The sequence below is a fragment of the Vibrio sp. TMPB1044 genome, from assembly GCF_030442075.1.
GTDB lineage: Bacteria > Pseudomonadota > Gammaproteobacteria > Enterobacterales > Vibrionaceae > Vibrio > Vibrio satsumensis.
Map to the genome: position 1 here is coordinate 324658 of NZ_JAUJED010000019.1, position 14850 is coordinate 339507.

The 14850-nt window shown below is 42.7% G+C and carries 14 protein-coding genes; 10 read left to right on the top strand and 4 right to left on the bottom strand.

The genetic code is table 11. The annotated features are described in order from the left end of the window. The first annotated feature begins 2 nt into the window (after positions 1-2). The gene (locus QQ041_RS13445; protein ID WP_285954190.1) at positions 3-452 is read left to right on the top strand and encodes a GyrI-like domain-containing protein; all 450 of its coding nucleotides are present in this window, start codon (positions 3-5) and stop codon (positions 450-452) included. Between the two features lie 202 nt (positions 453-654). Here the strand turns inward: QQ041_RS13445 and QQ041_RS13450 are convergent, their stop codons facing one another. Next, positions 655-1245, bottom strand: coding sequence for a glutathione S-transferase (locus QQ041_RS13450; protein WP_285954231.1), 591 nt, complete (start codon positions 1243-1245; stop codon positions 655-657). Positions 1246-1418: 173 nt separating this feature from the next. On the opposite strand from QQ041_RS13450, the gene QQ041_RS13455 reads away from it, so the two are divergent. Next, complete coding sequence (locus QQ041_RS13455; protein ID WP_285954191.1) at positions 1419-3674, top strand: peptidase U32 family protein; 2256 nt, start codon at positions 1419-1421, stop codon at positions 3672-3674. Between the two features lie 159 nt (positions 3675-3833). On the opposite strand, the gene QQ041_RS13460 is transcribed toward QQ041_RS13455, so the two are convergent. Further along, entirely contained in the window at positions 3834-4298 is a 465-nt protein-coding gene (locus QQ041_RS13460; protein WP_048658683.1) for a thioesterase family protein, read from the bottom strand. Positions 4299-4429: 131 nt separating this feature from the next. Beyond that, positions 4430-6253, bottom strand: a complete 1824-nt coding sequence (locus tag QQ041_RS13465; RefSeq protein ID WP_285954192.1) for an ABC transporter ATP-binding protein/permease — start codon at positions 6251-6253, stop codon at positions 4430-4432. Between the two features lie 569 nt (positions 6254-6822). Between QQ041_RS13465 and artP the strand changes: the two genes are divergently transcribed. From artP to QQ041_RS13500, 7 genes are all read left to right on the top strand, one after another. Further along, positions 6823-7551 (top strand): arginine ABC transporter ATP-binding protein ArtP, encoded by a 729-nt coding sequence (gene artP / locus QQ041_RS13470; RefSeq protein ID WP_146491526.1) that lies wholly within the window; start codon positions 6823-6825, stop codon positions 7549-7551. A 106-nt stretch (positions 7552-7657) separates the two neighbouring features. Continuing rightward, on the top strand, positions 7658-8389 hold the full coding sequence (locus QQ041_RS13475; RefSeq protein ID WP_123305080.1) for a lysine/arginine/ornithine ABC transporter substrate-binding protein: 732 nt from the start codon (positions 7658-7660) through the stop codon (positions 8387-8389). Positions 8390-8392: 3 nt separating this feature from the next. Next, positions 8393-9079 (top strand): arginine ABC transporter permease ArtQ, encoded by a 687-nt coding sequence (gene artQ, locus QQ041_RS13480; RefSeq protein ID WP_123326108.1) that lies wholly within the window; start codon positions 8393-8395, stop codon positions 9077-9079. After that, positions 9076-9744, top strand: a complete 669-nt coding sequence (artM, locus tag QQ041_RS13485) for an arginine ABC transporter permease ArtM (RefSeq protein ID WP_285954193.1) — start codon at positions 9076-9078, stop codon at positions 9742-9744. The genes artQ and artM overlap by 4 nt, the downstream gene beginning before the upstream one ends. A gap of 313 nt (positions 9745-10057) precedes the next feature. Continuing rightward, entirely contained in the window at positions 10058-10888 is an 831-nt protein-coding gene (locus tag QQ041_RS13490; RefSeq protein WP_285954194.1) for an MBL fold metallo-hydrolase, read from the top strand. 213 nt (positions 10889-11101) lie between these two features. Then, the gene (locus tag QQ041_RS13495) at positions 11102-12343 is read left to right on the top strand and encodes an AAA family ATPase (protein WP_285954195.1); all 1242 of its coding nucleotides are present in this window, start codon (positions 11102-11104) and stop codon (positions 12341-12343) included. Beyond that, positions 12336-12926 carry an HNH endonuclease gene (locus QQ041_RS13500; RefSeq protein ID WP_285954196.1) on the top strand — a complete coding sequence of 197 codons (591 nt, stop codon included), beginning with the start codon at positions 12336-12338 and terminating at the stop codon, positions 12924-12926. The genes QQ041_RS13495 and QQ041_RS13500 overlap by 8 nt, the downstream gene beginning before the upstream one ends. Before the next feature lie 339 nt (positions 12927-13265). Here QQ041_RS13500 and QQ041_RS13505 read toward each other — a convergent pair whose 3' ends face one another. After that, the gene (locus QQ041_RS13505) at positions 13266-14294 is read right to left on the bottom strand and encodes an IS110 family transposase (RefSeq protein WP_285954197.1); all 1029 of its coding nucleotides are present in this window, start codon (positions 14292-14294) and stop codon (positions 13266-13268) included. 283 nt (positions 14295-14577) lie between these two features. Here QQ041_RS13505 and QQ041_RS13510 point away from each other — a divergent pair, with 283 nt between their 5' ends. Further along, positions 14578-14805, top strand: a complete 228-nt coding sequence (locus tag QQ041_RS13510) for a hypothetical protein (RefSeq protein WP_285954198.1) — start codon at positions 14578-14580, stop codon at positions 14803-14805. Positions 14806-14850 lie beyond the last annotated feature (45 nt).

Consider the following 14850-nt stretch of genomic DNA (forward strand, 5'->3'; position numbering starts at 1 on the left):
GAATGAAAGTACAAATGATTGAAGCCGTAAAGGCATATGGTTTTTCAGTAAGAACCACCAATACCAATGAGATGGACCCAGCAACAGCCAAGATAGGCCAATTGTGGCAGGGCTTCTTTGACCAAGTGTTTCCGAAATTAACGCCGGATTCAAAAGTGTATGGCGTCTACACCAATTACCAGTCTGACTTTACGGGCGAGTTTGATGTTATCGCGTGTACCAACGCACTTGCAGATCAGAATTTAGATGCGCTTGTAGAAACCGAAATAGAGGCGGGCAAGTACTTAACGTTTTCTGCTGAGGGTCAATTACCACAAGCTGTGATCGACCTATGGGGTGAAGTGTGGGCGTATTTCAATGCTGCAGACTGCCCACATGTTCGAACTTACACAACAGATTTCGAATTTTACAAAGGTGAAACTGAAGTAGAAATTTCGATTGCGATTCAGTGATCAATTTAAAATGAACAAAAGGCTTAGCTTAGACTGTGGTGGCTAGTTAAGAGACAGTAGTTACCGGTAGAGAGACAGAGGAGACCCAGTTAAGCCTTTGAATATCTGTTCATTACAAAGAAGATACAGTGTCACGTAATTACCTAATACTTACGCTTTATCTAACCCTGAATTCCCCTAGAGCACCCCAAATACCCTTAAGTCACCCAAAAACACAATCTTGCTTGGTTTCATTCCACAAAGGGTATTGCTTCATGACTTGGGTGTAGAGCTTACTTTCCAAGTGAGCTCTTAACCAACGTCCTACGTTTTGATAATCAGATTGCACAAACCACTTCTTTTCGACTCTTACAAACTGGCTGACAAACGGCATTACCGCGAAGTCGGCCAAGCTTGGGGTTTCTCCAAATAAGTAGGGCTGATTTGTGAGTCGCGCTTCTAATTGACTAATGAACACTTCGCAAGCGTGTCGACGTTGCTCTACATCGATGTTTCGGTAACGAACAGACGCACGGTACTTTTCTAAGTGACCAATAAAGTCATCATCGTTGGTTTTAATCAGCTGTTGGACTTGCTCGCTAAGTGTTGGATTGTTGGAGCGTAGAAGATCTTGAGGATCATTTTGTTGAAGTGCCCAGTTCATCACTTCTATGCTTTGTTCAATGATTTGTCCATTCGGTAAAACCAAAACAGGAACAGTGCCTTTTGGCGAACTGGCCAATAGTTCGCTAGGTTTGTCTTTGGTAACGATTTCTCGAAGTAACACTTTTTGCTGTGATAGTGCGATGCCCATTCGTCCGCGCATTGCATAAGGGCAGCGGCGCAAAGAGTAGAGGATAGGTAGGTCGGATTCGTTCGGCATTATTGAGGTCATTTAGTTTGAAAAGTGTTGTACGGTGGTAAAGAGATCGTGATGTGGGTAGAATACGCGGCTTAAAAATTATAAGTAAGTGAGCGACTTCAAAAATGAGCAGAAAAATTGAGTTATTAGCCCCAGGTGGCGATGTAGAAGCGATAAAAGCCGCCATCGTAGCGGGTGCTAATGCAGTTTATTGTGGTTTAGACACATTCAACGCTCGTAACAGAGCCTCTAACCTATCGTTAGACGAATTGAATGGTGTGATTCGCCTTGCTCATGAATACGGCTGTGAAGTGTTCCTGACTCTTAACGTTGTGCTACTGGAGCACGAGACTAAGAGCATCACCAAACTGCTGAACCAGCTTGTGAACACCAAAGTGGATGGCATCATTGTTCAAGACTTGGGTTTATTCAACCTGGTTAGGAAGCATTTCCCATCATTAGACGTTCACGCGTCGACTCAGTTAACAACGCACAACGAAGGCCAGATTAAGTTTTTGTCTAAGATTGGCGCAACACGCGTTAACTTATCTCGTGAGTTGAACCTGCCTGAAATCAAGATGCTGACGGAAGTGGCACACGATCACGATGTATTAACCGAAGTGTTCGTACACGGCGCTCTGTGTATCGCATTCTCAGGTCAATGTTACTCAAGTTCAGTAAGTGTGGGTAACTCAGGTAACCGTGGTCGTTGTAGCCAAGCGTGTCGTGATGAATATGAAATCACCAACGCGGGCAACAAGTTCCCACTCAACCTGAAAGATAACTCAGCTTACTACGACCTACCTGAATTGGTTGATGCGAAAGTCGACTCATTGAAAGTAGAAGGCCGTATTAAAGGCGCACACTACGTTTACACCGTGGTAGACACATGGCGTAAACAGATTGATAGCTTTGTAGAAAGTGGTTTGTTGATCGAAGACGATTCGAACCTGCACAAAGTATTCAACCGTGATTTCACCAACTCTTTTCTAAAGGGCAACCTAACGAAAGACATGTTCATCGATAACCCGCGCGACAACAGCATGAACTACGCTGTTGAGAAAGCGACGGAGCAGAACAACGAAATCTCTGTAGTACAGATTCAAGAGGTGACCAACGAACTTCACCAAGCGAAAGACGTTCTTGGTAACGAGATGCGTGAAAAGATCGAGTTCCTTGATATTCGCAAGACACCAGTAGCACTGTCGTTCAGCGCAAAATTGGGTCAACCATTTACGGTGACCGTGAACACGCCAAAAGAGAACTTTACCCTTCAATCTAAATCGCTATTGAAAGCGGTTGAAGAGAAGGCTATTACTCAAGAGCTACTTGAGAAGCGATTCAAAAACGTGAAGAGTGCAGTTCACACGTTAGAAAGCCATGATTTCAGTGAACTGGACGCGGGTTTGTTGATTCCTCTAAAAGAGGTTTCAGATATTAAAGACGAGATCGACTTCATTCTGAACGGCTCTGTGGAAGTGATTAAGCATGTTGAAGTGCCAGCATTGCCTCAGCACCCTAAAGTGAACGAGAAGCCGACTATGTCTATGCTTATCGCTGATGTAGAAGACTTACACCTATGTGATGTGACTAACGCGGATGTTTACTTCAAACTGCCTGAAAGTTTCAAGAAGCGTTGCAACAAGTACATCGACATCTTGGCAGCAAACCCACGTTTGATTCCTTGGTTCCCAGCGGTATTGATCGGTAAAGATTACGACGAAGCCGTTCGTATTCTTGAAGAAATTAAGCCTGCTCGCATCGTGACAAACAACACGGGTATTGCTTACAAAGCTTACGAGATGGGTATCGAGTGGGTTGCTGGCCCGTTCATGAACACAACCAACTCTCACGCATTGGTTACTCTGAAAGAAGAGCTTAACTGTGCTGGCGCATTCATTTCGAACGAGATCAATAAAGGTCAGATTCGTCATATTCGTCGCCCAGAGAACTTCAAACTGTTCTACAGCATCTACCACCCAATCTTGATGATGACCAGCCGTCAGTGTTTCTTCCAAAGAACGGTAGGTTGTAATAAGCCAAGCATTGAAGCGGGTTGTATGTTGAAGTGTGAGAAAGCGACCACGATTACCAACGTGAAAGGCATCTCTTTCGCGGTTGATAAACAGAAGGGTGGCTACCCAAGCATTTACAACCACGAACAGTTCTTAAACCATGATGCTGTAACGGATTTCTCAGGTCTGTTCGACGAGTTCTTTATTGACCTAACCAACATCGGTGCAGGTTCAAAAGAAGTACAAGACAAAGTAGAGCTTATCAAGCATTTCGAAGCGCTATTGAACGGTGTTGAAGGTTCACAACAGAACCTAGAGCAGATGGTTGAGATTCGTACTAATGCTCAATACGTTCAAGGCCTATAGGGTTCAAGGTTTATAGGGTTCAAGGTCTATAGCTTTTAAGACAAAGAGTGTTCATGGTCTATAAGACTTAAACGCTTATAAGCACTTTGAACCAATAAACAAAAGGCCACTCAATTGAGTGGCCTTTTTGTATCTGAGTATTCTGAATCAGTGAATATGTTATTCCGTGACTGTTTCTTGTTTGAAGCATGGGCTTTTCAACGTGTTCATCTTTTCGATTTCGTTGGTTAAGCGGAGTGAGAGCAGGGCTTTTTGGTTCGAAGCAAAATCAAACATAACGATGGTCGCGGTACCGATTGTCGTCAGTTTCTGCTGAGTCTTACTGACAATCGCGTATTCCATGGTAAACCGGTCGTCTTGAATGTCGGTGACACGAGAGCCTATCATCAACGTATCTGGATACGTGACTGGGCGGAAATACTTACAGTAAGTGTCGCCAAGAACAGGCCCAACTTTGGTAATCGCCATCTCTTCCATCAACTCAACGTGCTTGAAAAAATCTAAGCGAGCGGTTTCGAAATAGCGAAAATATACGGCGTTGTTAACGTGATTGAGTGCGTCCATTTCTCCCCAAGCGACAGGGATTTCTGTTACTACCGGATAGTCAGATAATAGTGCTTCCATGCGAACTCTCTTATTGTTATTGGAATAAAAACCCTACCGCTAATTTAACGAAACTGCAACATGTGTAATTCAAGTTTTTGAAGCCTGAAATCACACAGTGTCAGTCACTTAGTTACACATGCACTCGATGGCTAGGCATTAAGGTGTTTGAATTGCAGCTCAACTAAGCGTTGGTACAATTCGCAGCTATTGATGAGAGACTGGTGGTCGCCGATGTCTACTAGCTGTCCTTTATCGAGCACTGCAATCTGGTCGGCGTGTTTAATTGTTGATAATCGGTGCGCGATAATGATGGTTGTTCTGCCACGCATTAATTCTTCTAAAGCTTGTTGAACATGATGTTCACTTTCGCTGTCTAGCGCACTGGTTGCTTCATCTAACAATAGAATATTCGGATCTTTTAGGATGGCACGAGCGATGGCAATGCGTTGTCTTTGCCCGCCAGAAAGCCTAACACCGCGTTCACCAAGAAAACTGTTGTAGCCATCAGGTAGGTTTTGAATAAACTCGTGCGCGTGTGCTTTTTTAGCCGCCTCGATAACTTGTTCGTCTGTTGCCTGCGGGTTGCCGTAGCGAATATTATGGAACACATCGTTACTGAACAGTGCGGGTTGCTGCGGCACCAACGCCATCTGCTTTCTTAGCTCGTTAGGATCAAACTGATTCAGTTCAACACCGCCTAACGTTACTTTACCCACTTGCGGGTCGTAGAAACGTTGCAATAGTTCGAACAGGGTAGTTTTACCTGCACCAGATGGACCAACTAACGCCAACACTTTGCCTTCATGCGCAGTTAACGTGAGGTTACTTGTTGCGGGTTGGTCGGGTCTTGATGGGTAACAGAAGGTCACATCATCAAATGCGACTTCTGGTGTCACGTTATCAAGCGAGGTTGGGTTCGCAACTGGCGCAACAATATGGCTTTCAACTTGTAGAATCTCGATTAATCGTTCGGTAGCGCCTGCCGCACGTTGCAGCTCGCCCATTACTTCTGAAATCGTTCCTAACGATGAAGCAACCATGATTGCGTAGAACACAAACGCGGCTAAATCACCCGCCGACATGGTGCCGTTAATCACATCGCTACCGCCAACCCAAAGCATGCCTGCGATAGCACTGAATACAATCACGATAACGCCGGAGATAAGAATCGCGCGCTGTTTTACACGCTGGCGACCGATCTCGTAAGCCTTTTCCACTTCTACCGCGAATGACGCTTTCTCTTGCTCTTCTCGGCTGTAGCTTTGAACCGTTTTAATATGCTCAATTGCTTCACCTGCATAGGAACCCACATCAGACATCGAATCTTGGCTTTGACGAGAGAGGGCCCTCACACGACGCCCGTACACAAGAATCGGAATTAAGATAAACGGCACCGAAGCCAATACAATCAGCGTTAGCTTAATGTTGGTCGCAAACAGCATGATGATTGCACCAATACACATCAACGCGCTGCGCATCGCCATCGAGAACGATGAACCGATGATGCTTTGAAGCAGAGTGGTATCCGTAGTGATTCGCGACATGATGTCGCCACTGCCATTGGTTTCGAAGTAACTTGGATGCAGCGTCACGACATGATTGAAAACCGATAAACGAATGTCCGCACTCACACGTTCCCCAACAGAAGAAACCAAATAGAAGCGGAAGAAAGTACCAATCGAGATCAACACGACCACGACCATGATGAATTGAATTGCGCTGCCTAAATCTGAGAGTGATTGTTGGCTAAAACCTTGGTCGATCAGAAGACGAATACCGTGTCCGACTGAAAGGGTTAAGCTCGCTGTGAAGATCAACGCGATCAACGCTGCAATTACACGACCTTTATAAGGCTGAATGAATTTACTCAGCTCAAACAAAATACGGAGGCTTTTTTTCTCAGGTTTGGCACCGGGATCTTTTTGAGTCTGTCGCTGGTTTGAGTCGAGCGTAGAAGAGACATCGTTTTGCATATGACTGCCTTAATGTGTTGTCGCTTTAAAAATAGATGGCTTGTTACTTACTACTTACTACTTACTACTTACTACTTATTACTTATTGCCTGTACTGCGAGTTGTTCGCTGGGAAGTAATTGTTGTTGAGAATAGAACCCATTAAAGCATTTATTGCGCTGTGACGCTCACTAGGAAACTCAATTTCCAATATTTCTTCACCACTAAGTGAATAATTCGAAACGATCTTAAAGGAAAACTAAGCATTCTGATCCAGTCATTGTGAGAGGGAAATAGGGCATTTAACTCTAATTTTTATGCAAGTAAATTGGCATTGATAGGAGAGTGTGCTCATAAGTTATCAATCGAGTTAGGATTTATAAATTGATGGCAAAACGTTTGCTTTTTGTCTCGATATTAACTTTATCAATGACTTGCAACTTTTGGTTGTAAGACCAGTTATAGCGACTGTTTTTTGTGCAATATTTGTTACAAAAATTCAACAAAGTAGTTTTTTATACATTTTTCTTGCATAAAACCTCGGATTGAATAGAATAACCAACAAATGACAATTAATGCAGTATTGTGGCATGAGTATTCAAGTAAAGAGCATCAACAAATCATACGGTGATACCCAAGTTCTTCACGACATCAGTTTCGACTGTGAAAGTGGCGAAACCTTGGTATTGCTTGGCCCAAGCGGCGCGGGCAAGAGTTCATTACTGCGTGTATTGAACCTGCTAGAAATCGCGGACAACGGCGAGTTAGACATTGCGAACGAGCAATTCGACTTTTCAAGCCAAATCCAAGAGAAGCAGGGGCTTAAACTTCGTCGTAAAGTCGGCATGGTGTTCCAGCAATACAACTTATGGCCACACATGACAGTGATAGAAAACTTGATTGAAGCACCAACCAAAGTTGCGGGTTTGGATAAGCAAGAAGCGATTAAACAAGCTCAAGAAGTACTAAAGACACTTCAACTTGCCGACAAAGCAGACGCTTGGCCACTTCAACTGTCTGGTGGTCAACAACAGCGTGTTGCAATTGCACGTGCGCTGATGATGAAACCAGATGTGTTGTTGTTTGATGAACCAACAGCGGCGCTTGATCCTGAAATCACCAATCAAGTCGTGAGCATTATTAAAGAATTGAGCGGGACGGGCATTACCCAAGTGGTAGTGACGCACGAAGTTGATTTCGCGAAGAAGATTGCTAGCCATGTTCTGTACCTAGAGAAAGGGTACATAGTTGAACACGGTACCAGCGATTCATTCGTTAATCCTAAGACACCTGAGTTTGCTGAGTATTTGACTCACTAAGTCACTCATAAAAACAAGTTAACTCACTAGATTTAGCTAAACACAACATCACTCAAATTATAAGAATGGCCACAGGCCGCAATTACACAGTATTCGGAGTAACAAAATGAAAAAGATTCTACTAGCTTCACTTATCGGCCTTGCTTCTTTCAATGCAGCAGCTCAAGAAGAAATCAAATTCGCAATGGAAGCGACTTACGCACCGTTCGAATACATGGATGAGAACAACCAAATCCAAGGTTTTGACGTAGACCTAGCAAACGCACTTTGTGAAGAGATGAAAGCGACATGTACTTTCCACAACCAAGCATTCGATAGCTTGATCCCAGCTCTTAAATTCAAACGTTACGATGCAGCGATCTCAGCAATGGACATCACTGAAGCGCGTCTTCAACAAGTGAACTTCTCTAACGCTTACTACGATAACTCTGCAGCATTCATCTCTTTTGAAGGCAAAGTAGCAGACCAAACAGCACTAGAAGGTAAGCGTGTTGGTGTTCAAAACGGTTCTACTCACCAGAGCTTCCTACTTGAGCAAATGACTGGCGTAACAGCGGTACCTTACTCAAGCTACCAAGATGCATTCATCGACATGAAAAACGGTCGTATCGATTCTGTATTTGGTGACACAGCTGTTGTAGCTGAATGGTTCAAGAAAGAAGACAACTTAACGTACGTTGGCGACCAAGTAACAAACCAAGAGTACTTCGGTAACGGCTTTGGTATCGCAGTAAACAAGAGCAACCAAGAACTTGTAGACCAGCTTAACGTTGCACTTGCAGCGGTGAAAGCGAACGGCGAATACGACAAGATCTTCAACAAGTACTTCGGTAAGTAATTTATGGAATTAACGGGTTACTCTTTAGGGCTCGTCGAAGCAAGCTGGATGACTGTTCAGCTTGCGTTCGTAAGCCTATTGGTTGGATTGGTTCTAGCAGTTTTGTTTGCGAGTGGTGAGATGTCTCGTCGTATTGCAATCAAATGGCCAACGACTGCATTTGTGACGATTGTTCGTGGTTTACCAGAAATTCTGGTCGTACTGTTTATCTACTTTGGTTCGACACAAGTTCTGTTCATGATCACTGGCGACTTCATAGAAGTGAGCCCGTTCTTATCTGGTGTTGTTGCACTGTCACTTATTTTTGCTTCTTACGCTTCGCAAACCTTGCGTGGCGCACTAAAAGCAGTAAGCAAAGGGCAGAGAGAAGCCGCAAGCGCGCTTGGTATTCCTCAGTCTCGTGCATTCTTTCGTATCGTGTTACCTCAAGCGGTAAGACACGCACTACCAGGGTTAACCAACCAATGGTTAGTGTTACTGAAAGACACCGCGCTAGTATCGCTGATTGGCGTAACGGATTTGCTGAAACAAGCACAACTAACATCAGCAGCAACGCACGAAGCATTTACTTGGTACGCAACGGCAGCAGCTATATACCTAATCATCACATTGATTACGCAAAGAGCAGTAAAAGTGATTGATGGTAAGTTCTCTATTCAAGGTTTGGGTAACAAAGGGGCAATGGCATGAATCAACAATACCTCTCTCAAATGCTTGAAGGCTTAGTGACCAGTCTTCAACTCACAGGCGCTTCATTGCTGGTTGGTTGTATCTTGTCACTGCTGATGACGGTAACGCTAATCCTAAGAATACCTGCGATTCACTGGTTAACACGTGGCATCATTACGCTGTTCACCGGCACACCATTACTGGTCCAGATCTTCTTGGTGTATTACGGCCCGGGTCAGTTTGATTGGATTCGTGAAAGCTTCATGTGGACTTGGTTAAGCCAACCTTGGTTCTGTGCAATGTTAGCATTAGCGTTGAACACTGCAGCATACAGCACGCTACTGTTCAGAGGCGCATTCAACGCGATTCCAGCAGGGCAGTGGGAAGCATGTCGCGCACTTGGCATGGACAAAATCGCAACGCTGAAAGTGTTACTGCCATACGCTCTACGCCGCGCCATTCCAGCTTACTCGAACGAAGTGATTCTAGTCTTCAAAGGCACGTCACTGGCAAGCACGATCACCATCATGGATTTGATGGGCTACGCTCAGCGTATCAACGGCCAAACCTACGACACGCTCACCGTGTTCGGCATTGCTGGCGCATTCTACTTAGCAGTAAACGGCATACTAACGCTGATCTTCCGCCAAGTAGAGAAGAAAGCCCTCGCATTCGAAGCGGTATAAGCCTAGCTACTCACAAGCTCAACTAACGTATAAAGCCTGCCATTTATGTTCGCATAAATGGCAGGCTTTTTTGTGTTTGGGGTATGCGCACGGGTGCTGTTTTTATATCCAGTAGCTCGGTTTTTTTGCGAAATTCATACTATATGAAAATATTCTGCATTTTGTCATTCAATGAGCCTATCTATGTTTTAAGTCACTGAAATACCGTGATTAATTGTGGTAGAGTTCCGCTCATATGAAACTAGATAGAATGATTCTGTATTTAAATGCAGAATTTTTCTGTCTAAGAACTGTTAGCAATATAGGAGTTTATATGAAAAAGTTGAGTGTTGTTCTGTTCTTATTGGTTTCAGTTTGTGCAAGAGCAAGTGAAAATTTGCCAGAGATGAATGATAAAAATGGGTATGTAGAACCCTTTCAAATGTTTGACGACGTGTATTATGTCGGTGATAAATGGGTTTCCTCTTACGCAGTAGAGACAAATACAGGGCTAGTTATTATTGATACGCTAGACTTCCCTTATTCTAAATGGATACCGATCAATCTTAAAAAGTTAGGATTAGAGAAGAAGCCAGTTACTCATATTTTAGCTACTCACGGGCATTCTGATCATGTTGGTGGCGCACAATACCTTCAGGCGAAATATGGCTCTAAGGTCGTCATGACCTCAAAAGGTCATGACCTAGCTCAAAAACAAGCAGAGAAGAGTGAGGGAACCAATAAATTTTTGCCCCCTAATGTAGACCTTATTGTTAAAGACGGTATGACTCTCGAGATCGGAGGGACGCTGTTTAAATTTTATATTACACCTGGTCATACCGAGGGTGACTTTTCGTTAGACTTTATGGTGCGAGATAGCGGTGCACTACATCGTGCGTTTGTCGTTGGTGGGCATAGTTTGAGTGCTAAAAAGCCAGAGTTATCGAATCAATTTTTCAAAAGTATGGATAGAATCAGAGAGATTGCACTAAAACCTCCTGTTGTGACCGTAAATCTAGCAAACCATCCACATAAAAATGATCTGTTCGCTAATCGTGATAAACGAAAAAACGGAGCAGCAGTCAATCCATTTATAAGCAAGTCCAACTTTTTTATGTTTTTAGAAAAACAGGAAAATTTAGCGAGAAAAAAATTAGTCAAGTAGCATAATCGGTCAAATCTGAAAGCTGAATGTAATAAATGAAATTACTAAAGCGTAAAATATTGCTAACAAAGCATTTAAGAGGGATTCTCAACGCTTGGCATTTTTGCATCTACTTCAAATTTAGTGTTTACGGTACAATACTTTAGGTCGGGTGGAGGCGTTGTTCACCCCTTAATGCGGCGTTATGTCACTTAGCAAATATTGAGAAAATTTATGAAATTTAAAAAAATTCACTTCAGTGAATGGCAGCAGTTTGAAAAGATTGATATCGACCTAAGTAGCCGAGTTACAGTGCTTACAGGTGCAAATGGTAGCGGTAAAACTACAATTCTAAATCAATTAGCAAGGCATTCAGGGTGGCAGATTCAGTCACTGTCAACTCCAAAAGAAGATAAAGTCTCGGGGGTTGTAAAGTTCATTTCTCGCTTATTTAAGTCTCAAGAGAAACATGATGCAATGCTTGGCTCAATTGAATATGAGAATGGCACAGTTGCAAGGCTAACCATTGCAAACTCAAATACCGCTCAATATGGTATTACGCTTCAAGGGCAGCAGGCTATCCCTTGTTTTTACATACCATCCCATCGCCCAATTTTTAGGTATCAAGCTTTAGGTAATATTCCAACGGCTAAGAAGAATAAGCAAAATGCATTCAACGAAGTATCTAATGTAAATAAACAGCGCTATCAAGGTCAAAATAATCAGTCCGCTAGTTTTATTATGAAAAATACCCTAATTGGGTGGGTTATCAATGGTTATGGTGTTACTAATAACAACAAAGTGATCATGCCAAAAGACTTAGAGCAGATAGAAAATTTTGAAGGCTTTCAAGCTGTGCTTAAAAGAATTCTGCCAGCAACTCTTGGTTTTGAAGAAATCGAAATACGAAACATGGAGATCGTATTTGTATGTAATGGTGGTAGTGATGAGTTTTTACTCGAAACAGCATCGGGTGGAGTTAGTGCGTTAATTGATATAGCTTGGCAAATATTTATGTTCTCTTCAAAGGAGAATAGCAGATTTACAGTTATTATTGATGAAATTGAAAATCATTTACATCCAATCTTGCAAAGGGAAATCTTACAAAACTTAGTTGATGCATTCCCCGATGCTTCTTTTGTCGTTTCTACCCATAGTCCTCTTGTTGTTGGTTCAGTCAAAGAGTCTAAAGTTTATGTTCTACGCTACAACTCAGAAAACAAAATTGAGTCACAAGAATTAGATCTAGTTGGATCAGCGAAGACTGCCACAGAAATTCTCGATGAAGTGTTAGGTGTTTCATTTACAATGCCTGTTTGGGTTGAGCATCAGTTAAAGTCTGTTATTTCTGAGTTTGCATCAAGTAAACTTGATGCAGAGGCGTTTTCAGGCTTAAAAACTAAGCTTGCTGAAATGGGCTTGGAAAAAATGCTTCCTCACACTATCCAATGTATTTTGGATTATCAAAATGATTAAGCTTGAACGAGGTTCATGCCCGTACCCTAAAGCCTTAGAAAACCAAAACTACAAACATGCTAACAATAAAGAGGCACTTAAGAAGGCATCATTTGATAAGTGTATGTACTGTGAAAGTAAGATTTCTCATATAGATCATGCTCATGTTGAACATATAAAACCTAAAGCGAAAGATAAGTTTCCTGAATTTGCATATGTGTGGGAAAATTTGGGTTACGCATGTCCTAAGTGTAATGGGATTAAATCAGATAAGTATTTTACACTGTCCCCATTTATTAACCCTTATGAAGATGAGCCAAGCGACTATATTTTCTGTGCAGGTGCGATTTTATGCCCAAAGAGAGGCAGTGAAAGAGCAGAAGTAACCATAAACCAAATTGAGTTAAATAGACCAGAACTTCTCGAAAAAAGAATGAACAAAATTAGCGAAATTCAAAAAAGTCTCGATGCTTGTTATAGGGTTAAAGATCCAGGATTACGCGCTCTACTTATTCAAGAGTTAAAATTATCAACAGCTCAGGATAAAGAGTATTCATATATAGTAAAATATTTTCTGAAGTCGCACGAGATAGACGTGACATAACAAACAATTTAAGAGTGATTCAGCACGCTTGGCATTTTTGGTTTGGGTTTAACTCAGTGTTTACGGTGATCAAATTAAGTGTAGTGGTTGCGTGCTTCACACCTTAATTGGGCTACATGGACTCCCTCTTTTGTCAACAATAGCTCCCGCTGACAACAGTGGATCGGACAGCAGCTCTACATTCGGTGTTTAATCGGAATCGTTCCGTCACCTTGATGATATTCGCTTGATGCCAGCCTCATTCGTTAAACAGTATTTATTACTTCCCAATTAAACAGGTTTAGGCATCTCGGTCTGGTCGTATTGTCATCATTTGCTATTGCTTTGACTCGGTGAGTGTTAACCGTTTACATAGTTAATCTTGTAATCTTTTCCTGTTGTTAATAATGCCCATATTATACGAGCGTTTTTTGCTGCTAGGGCGACAGCTGCTCGTTTATAACCTCGGCGTTCAACGAGTTGATTTAACCAAATACTGTTGCGATCGGTTTTCTCTTTACATCGTGCAATAACGGCTCTTGCGCCATGAATAAGTAAAGTGCGAATGTGTTTTTCGCCTCTTTTGCTGATGCGACCAAGATGAACATGACCACCTGTTGAGTATTGTCTTGGAACCAACCCTATCCAAGCGGAAAATTGGCGGCTAGAGCCAAATTGTTTGGCGTCATTGACGGTCGCGACAATGGCACTTGCACTGTGTTCACCGACACCTGGAATATCCATGAGGGCTTTGGCTGAAGCCATCTCATGAACTAAAGCAGAGACTCTGCGATCATAGTGCAATACTTCTAGGTTAAGGTTTTGAATCTTGTTCGATAGATCTTGAAGTAGCTCTCGAGCGAGTATAGGCAAACCATTTTCTGCATCTTCAAGGACACTACCAATAGTGTTTTGAGCCGAGTAGCGCCCCTGAGGCATCACAATACCAAATTCGGAAAGTAAACCTCTGAGCTGGTTAATAGTCGCCGTTCTTGTTTTAATTAGCCCCTGTCGAATACGGTGCAGGCAAAGCACAGCTTGTTGCTCTTCACTTTTTATAGAGACAAATCGTGTTTTGGGTCTAGATACCGCTTCACAGATGGCCTCTGCGTCATTGGCATCGTTCTTCTCATTTTGTCGATATGGAATAACGAATTTGGACGCCATAATTTTCGGGTTATGACCTAGTTTCAGTAGCTCTCTCGCCCAGTGGTGTGCACCAGAGCACGCCTCCATACCGATGAGGCAGGGAGGCAACTTCGCGAATGTGTCTAAGAGTTTGTTTCTTTTGACAGTTTTGCGTAGGACGCACTTGCCATATGCATCAACGCCGTGAATACTGAACACATTCTTGGCGAGGTCAACGCCAATAGTTTTAATGGTGGACATAGTAACCTCCAGTTCTTCAGCGTGTACTAAGTAAGTATGGCACGCAGAGTGTCAGGTAGAGGGAGTCCATATCATTCGTTAGGTAGCTAAGGAATGGCAAGTCGAACATATGAAACCAAGTATAGATGATGTACTAAAAGCTCTTCAGGAAAGCTGGTCCTTAGAAAGCACTGAGGAACCTGAAAACTGGACTCCATCCAATCCAAGCCGCGGACAATGTGGAATATCTTCACTAATAATTAACGACTATTTTGGTGGAAAGCTAGTGCTATGGAAGGTGTTCTTGCGTGGAGAACAAGTTGGCTTTCATTACTCAAACGAGTTACGTAATGGTACCCCATTTGATTCAACTGGCGATCAATTCTGGGAAAGTGAAGAACTGAAAGACCCTTCTTCATTTGAGAGACCAGAGAAACCACCAAAGAATGGAGCTGACCGGTATTTGAACTTATCAAACTTGGTTCGTAGTAAGTTGGAAAACTACCGGGCAGAAGCAGAAGTCGTTACCTAACAAATTGCTCAAATGGACTTCTAACGCTTGGCAGTTTTTTTGGGT

Excerpts from the sequence above, each read along its gene's own strand:
- QQ041_RS13445 (WP_285954190.1), top strand. The coding sequence starts at position 3 with ATGAAAGTACAAATGATTGAAGCCGTAAAGGCATATGGTTTTTCAGTA.
- QQ041_RS13450 (WP_285954231.1), bottom strand. The coding sequence starts at position 1,245 with ATGGGCATCGCACTATCACAGCAAAAAGTGTTACTTCGAGAAATCGTT.
- QQ041_RS13455 (WP_285954191.1), top strand. The coding sequence starts at position 1,419 with ATGAGCAGAAAAATTGAGTTATTAGCCCCAGGTGGCGATGTAGAAGCG.
- QQ041_RS13460 (WP_048658683.1), bottom strand. The coding sequence starts at position 4,298 with ATGGAAGCACTATTATCTGACTATCCGGTAGTAACAGAAATCCCTGTC.
- QQ041_RS13465 (WP_285954192.1), bottom strand. The coding sequence starts at position 6,253 with ATGCAAAACGATGTCTCTTCTACGCTCGACTCAAACCAGCGACAGACT.
- artP (WP_146491526.1), top strand. The coding sequence starts at position 6,823 with ATGAGTATTCAAGTAAAGAGCATCAACAAATCATACGGTGATACCCAA.
- QQ041_RS13475 (WP_123305080.1), top strand. The coding sequence starts at position 7,658 with ATGAAAAAGATTCTACTAGCTTCACTTATCGGCCTTGCTTCTTTCAAT.
- artQ (WP_123326108.1), top strand. The coding sequence starts at position 8,393 with ATGGAATTAACGGGTTACTCTTTAGGGCTCGTCGAAGCAAGCTGGATG.
- artM (WP_285954193.1), top strand. The coding sequence starts at position 9,076 with ATGAATCAACAATACCTCTCTCAAATGCTTGAAGGCTTAGTGACCAGT.
- QQ041_RS13490 (WP_285954194.1), top strand. The coding sequence starts at position 10,058 with ATGAAAAAGTTGAGTGTTGTTCTGTTCTTATTGGTTTCAGTTTGTGCA.
- QQ041_RS13495 (WP_285954195.1), top strand. The coding sequence starts at position 11,102 with ATGAAATTTAAAAAAATTCACTTCAGTGAATGGCAGCAGTTTGAAAAG.
- QQ041_RS13500 (WP_285954196.1), top strand. The coding sequence starts at position 12,336 with ATGATTAAGCTTGAACGAGGTTCATGCCCGTACCCTAAAGCCTTAGAA.
- QQ041_RS13505 (WP_285954197.1), bottom strand. The coding sequence starts at position 14,294 with ATGTCCACCATTAAAACTATTGGCGTTGACCTCGCCAAGAATGTGTTC.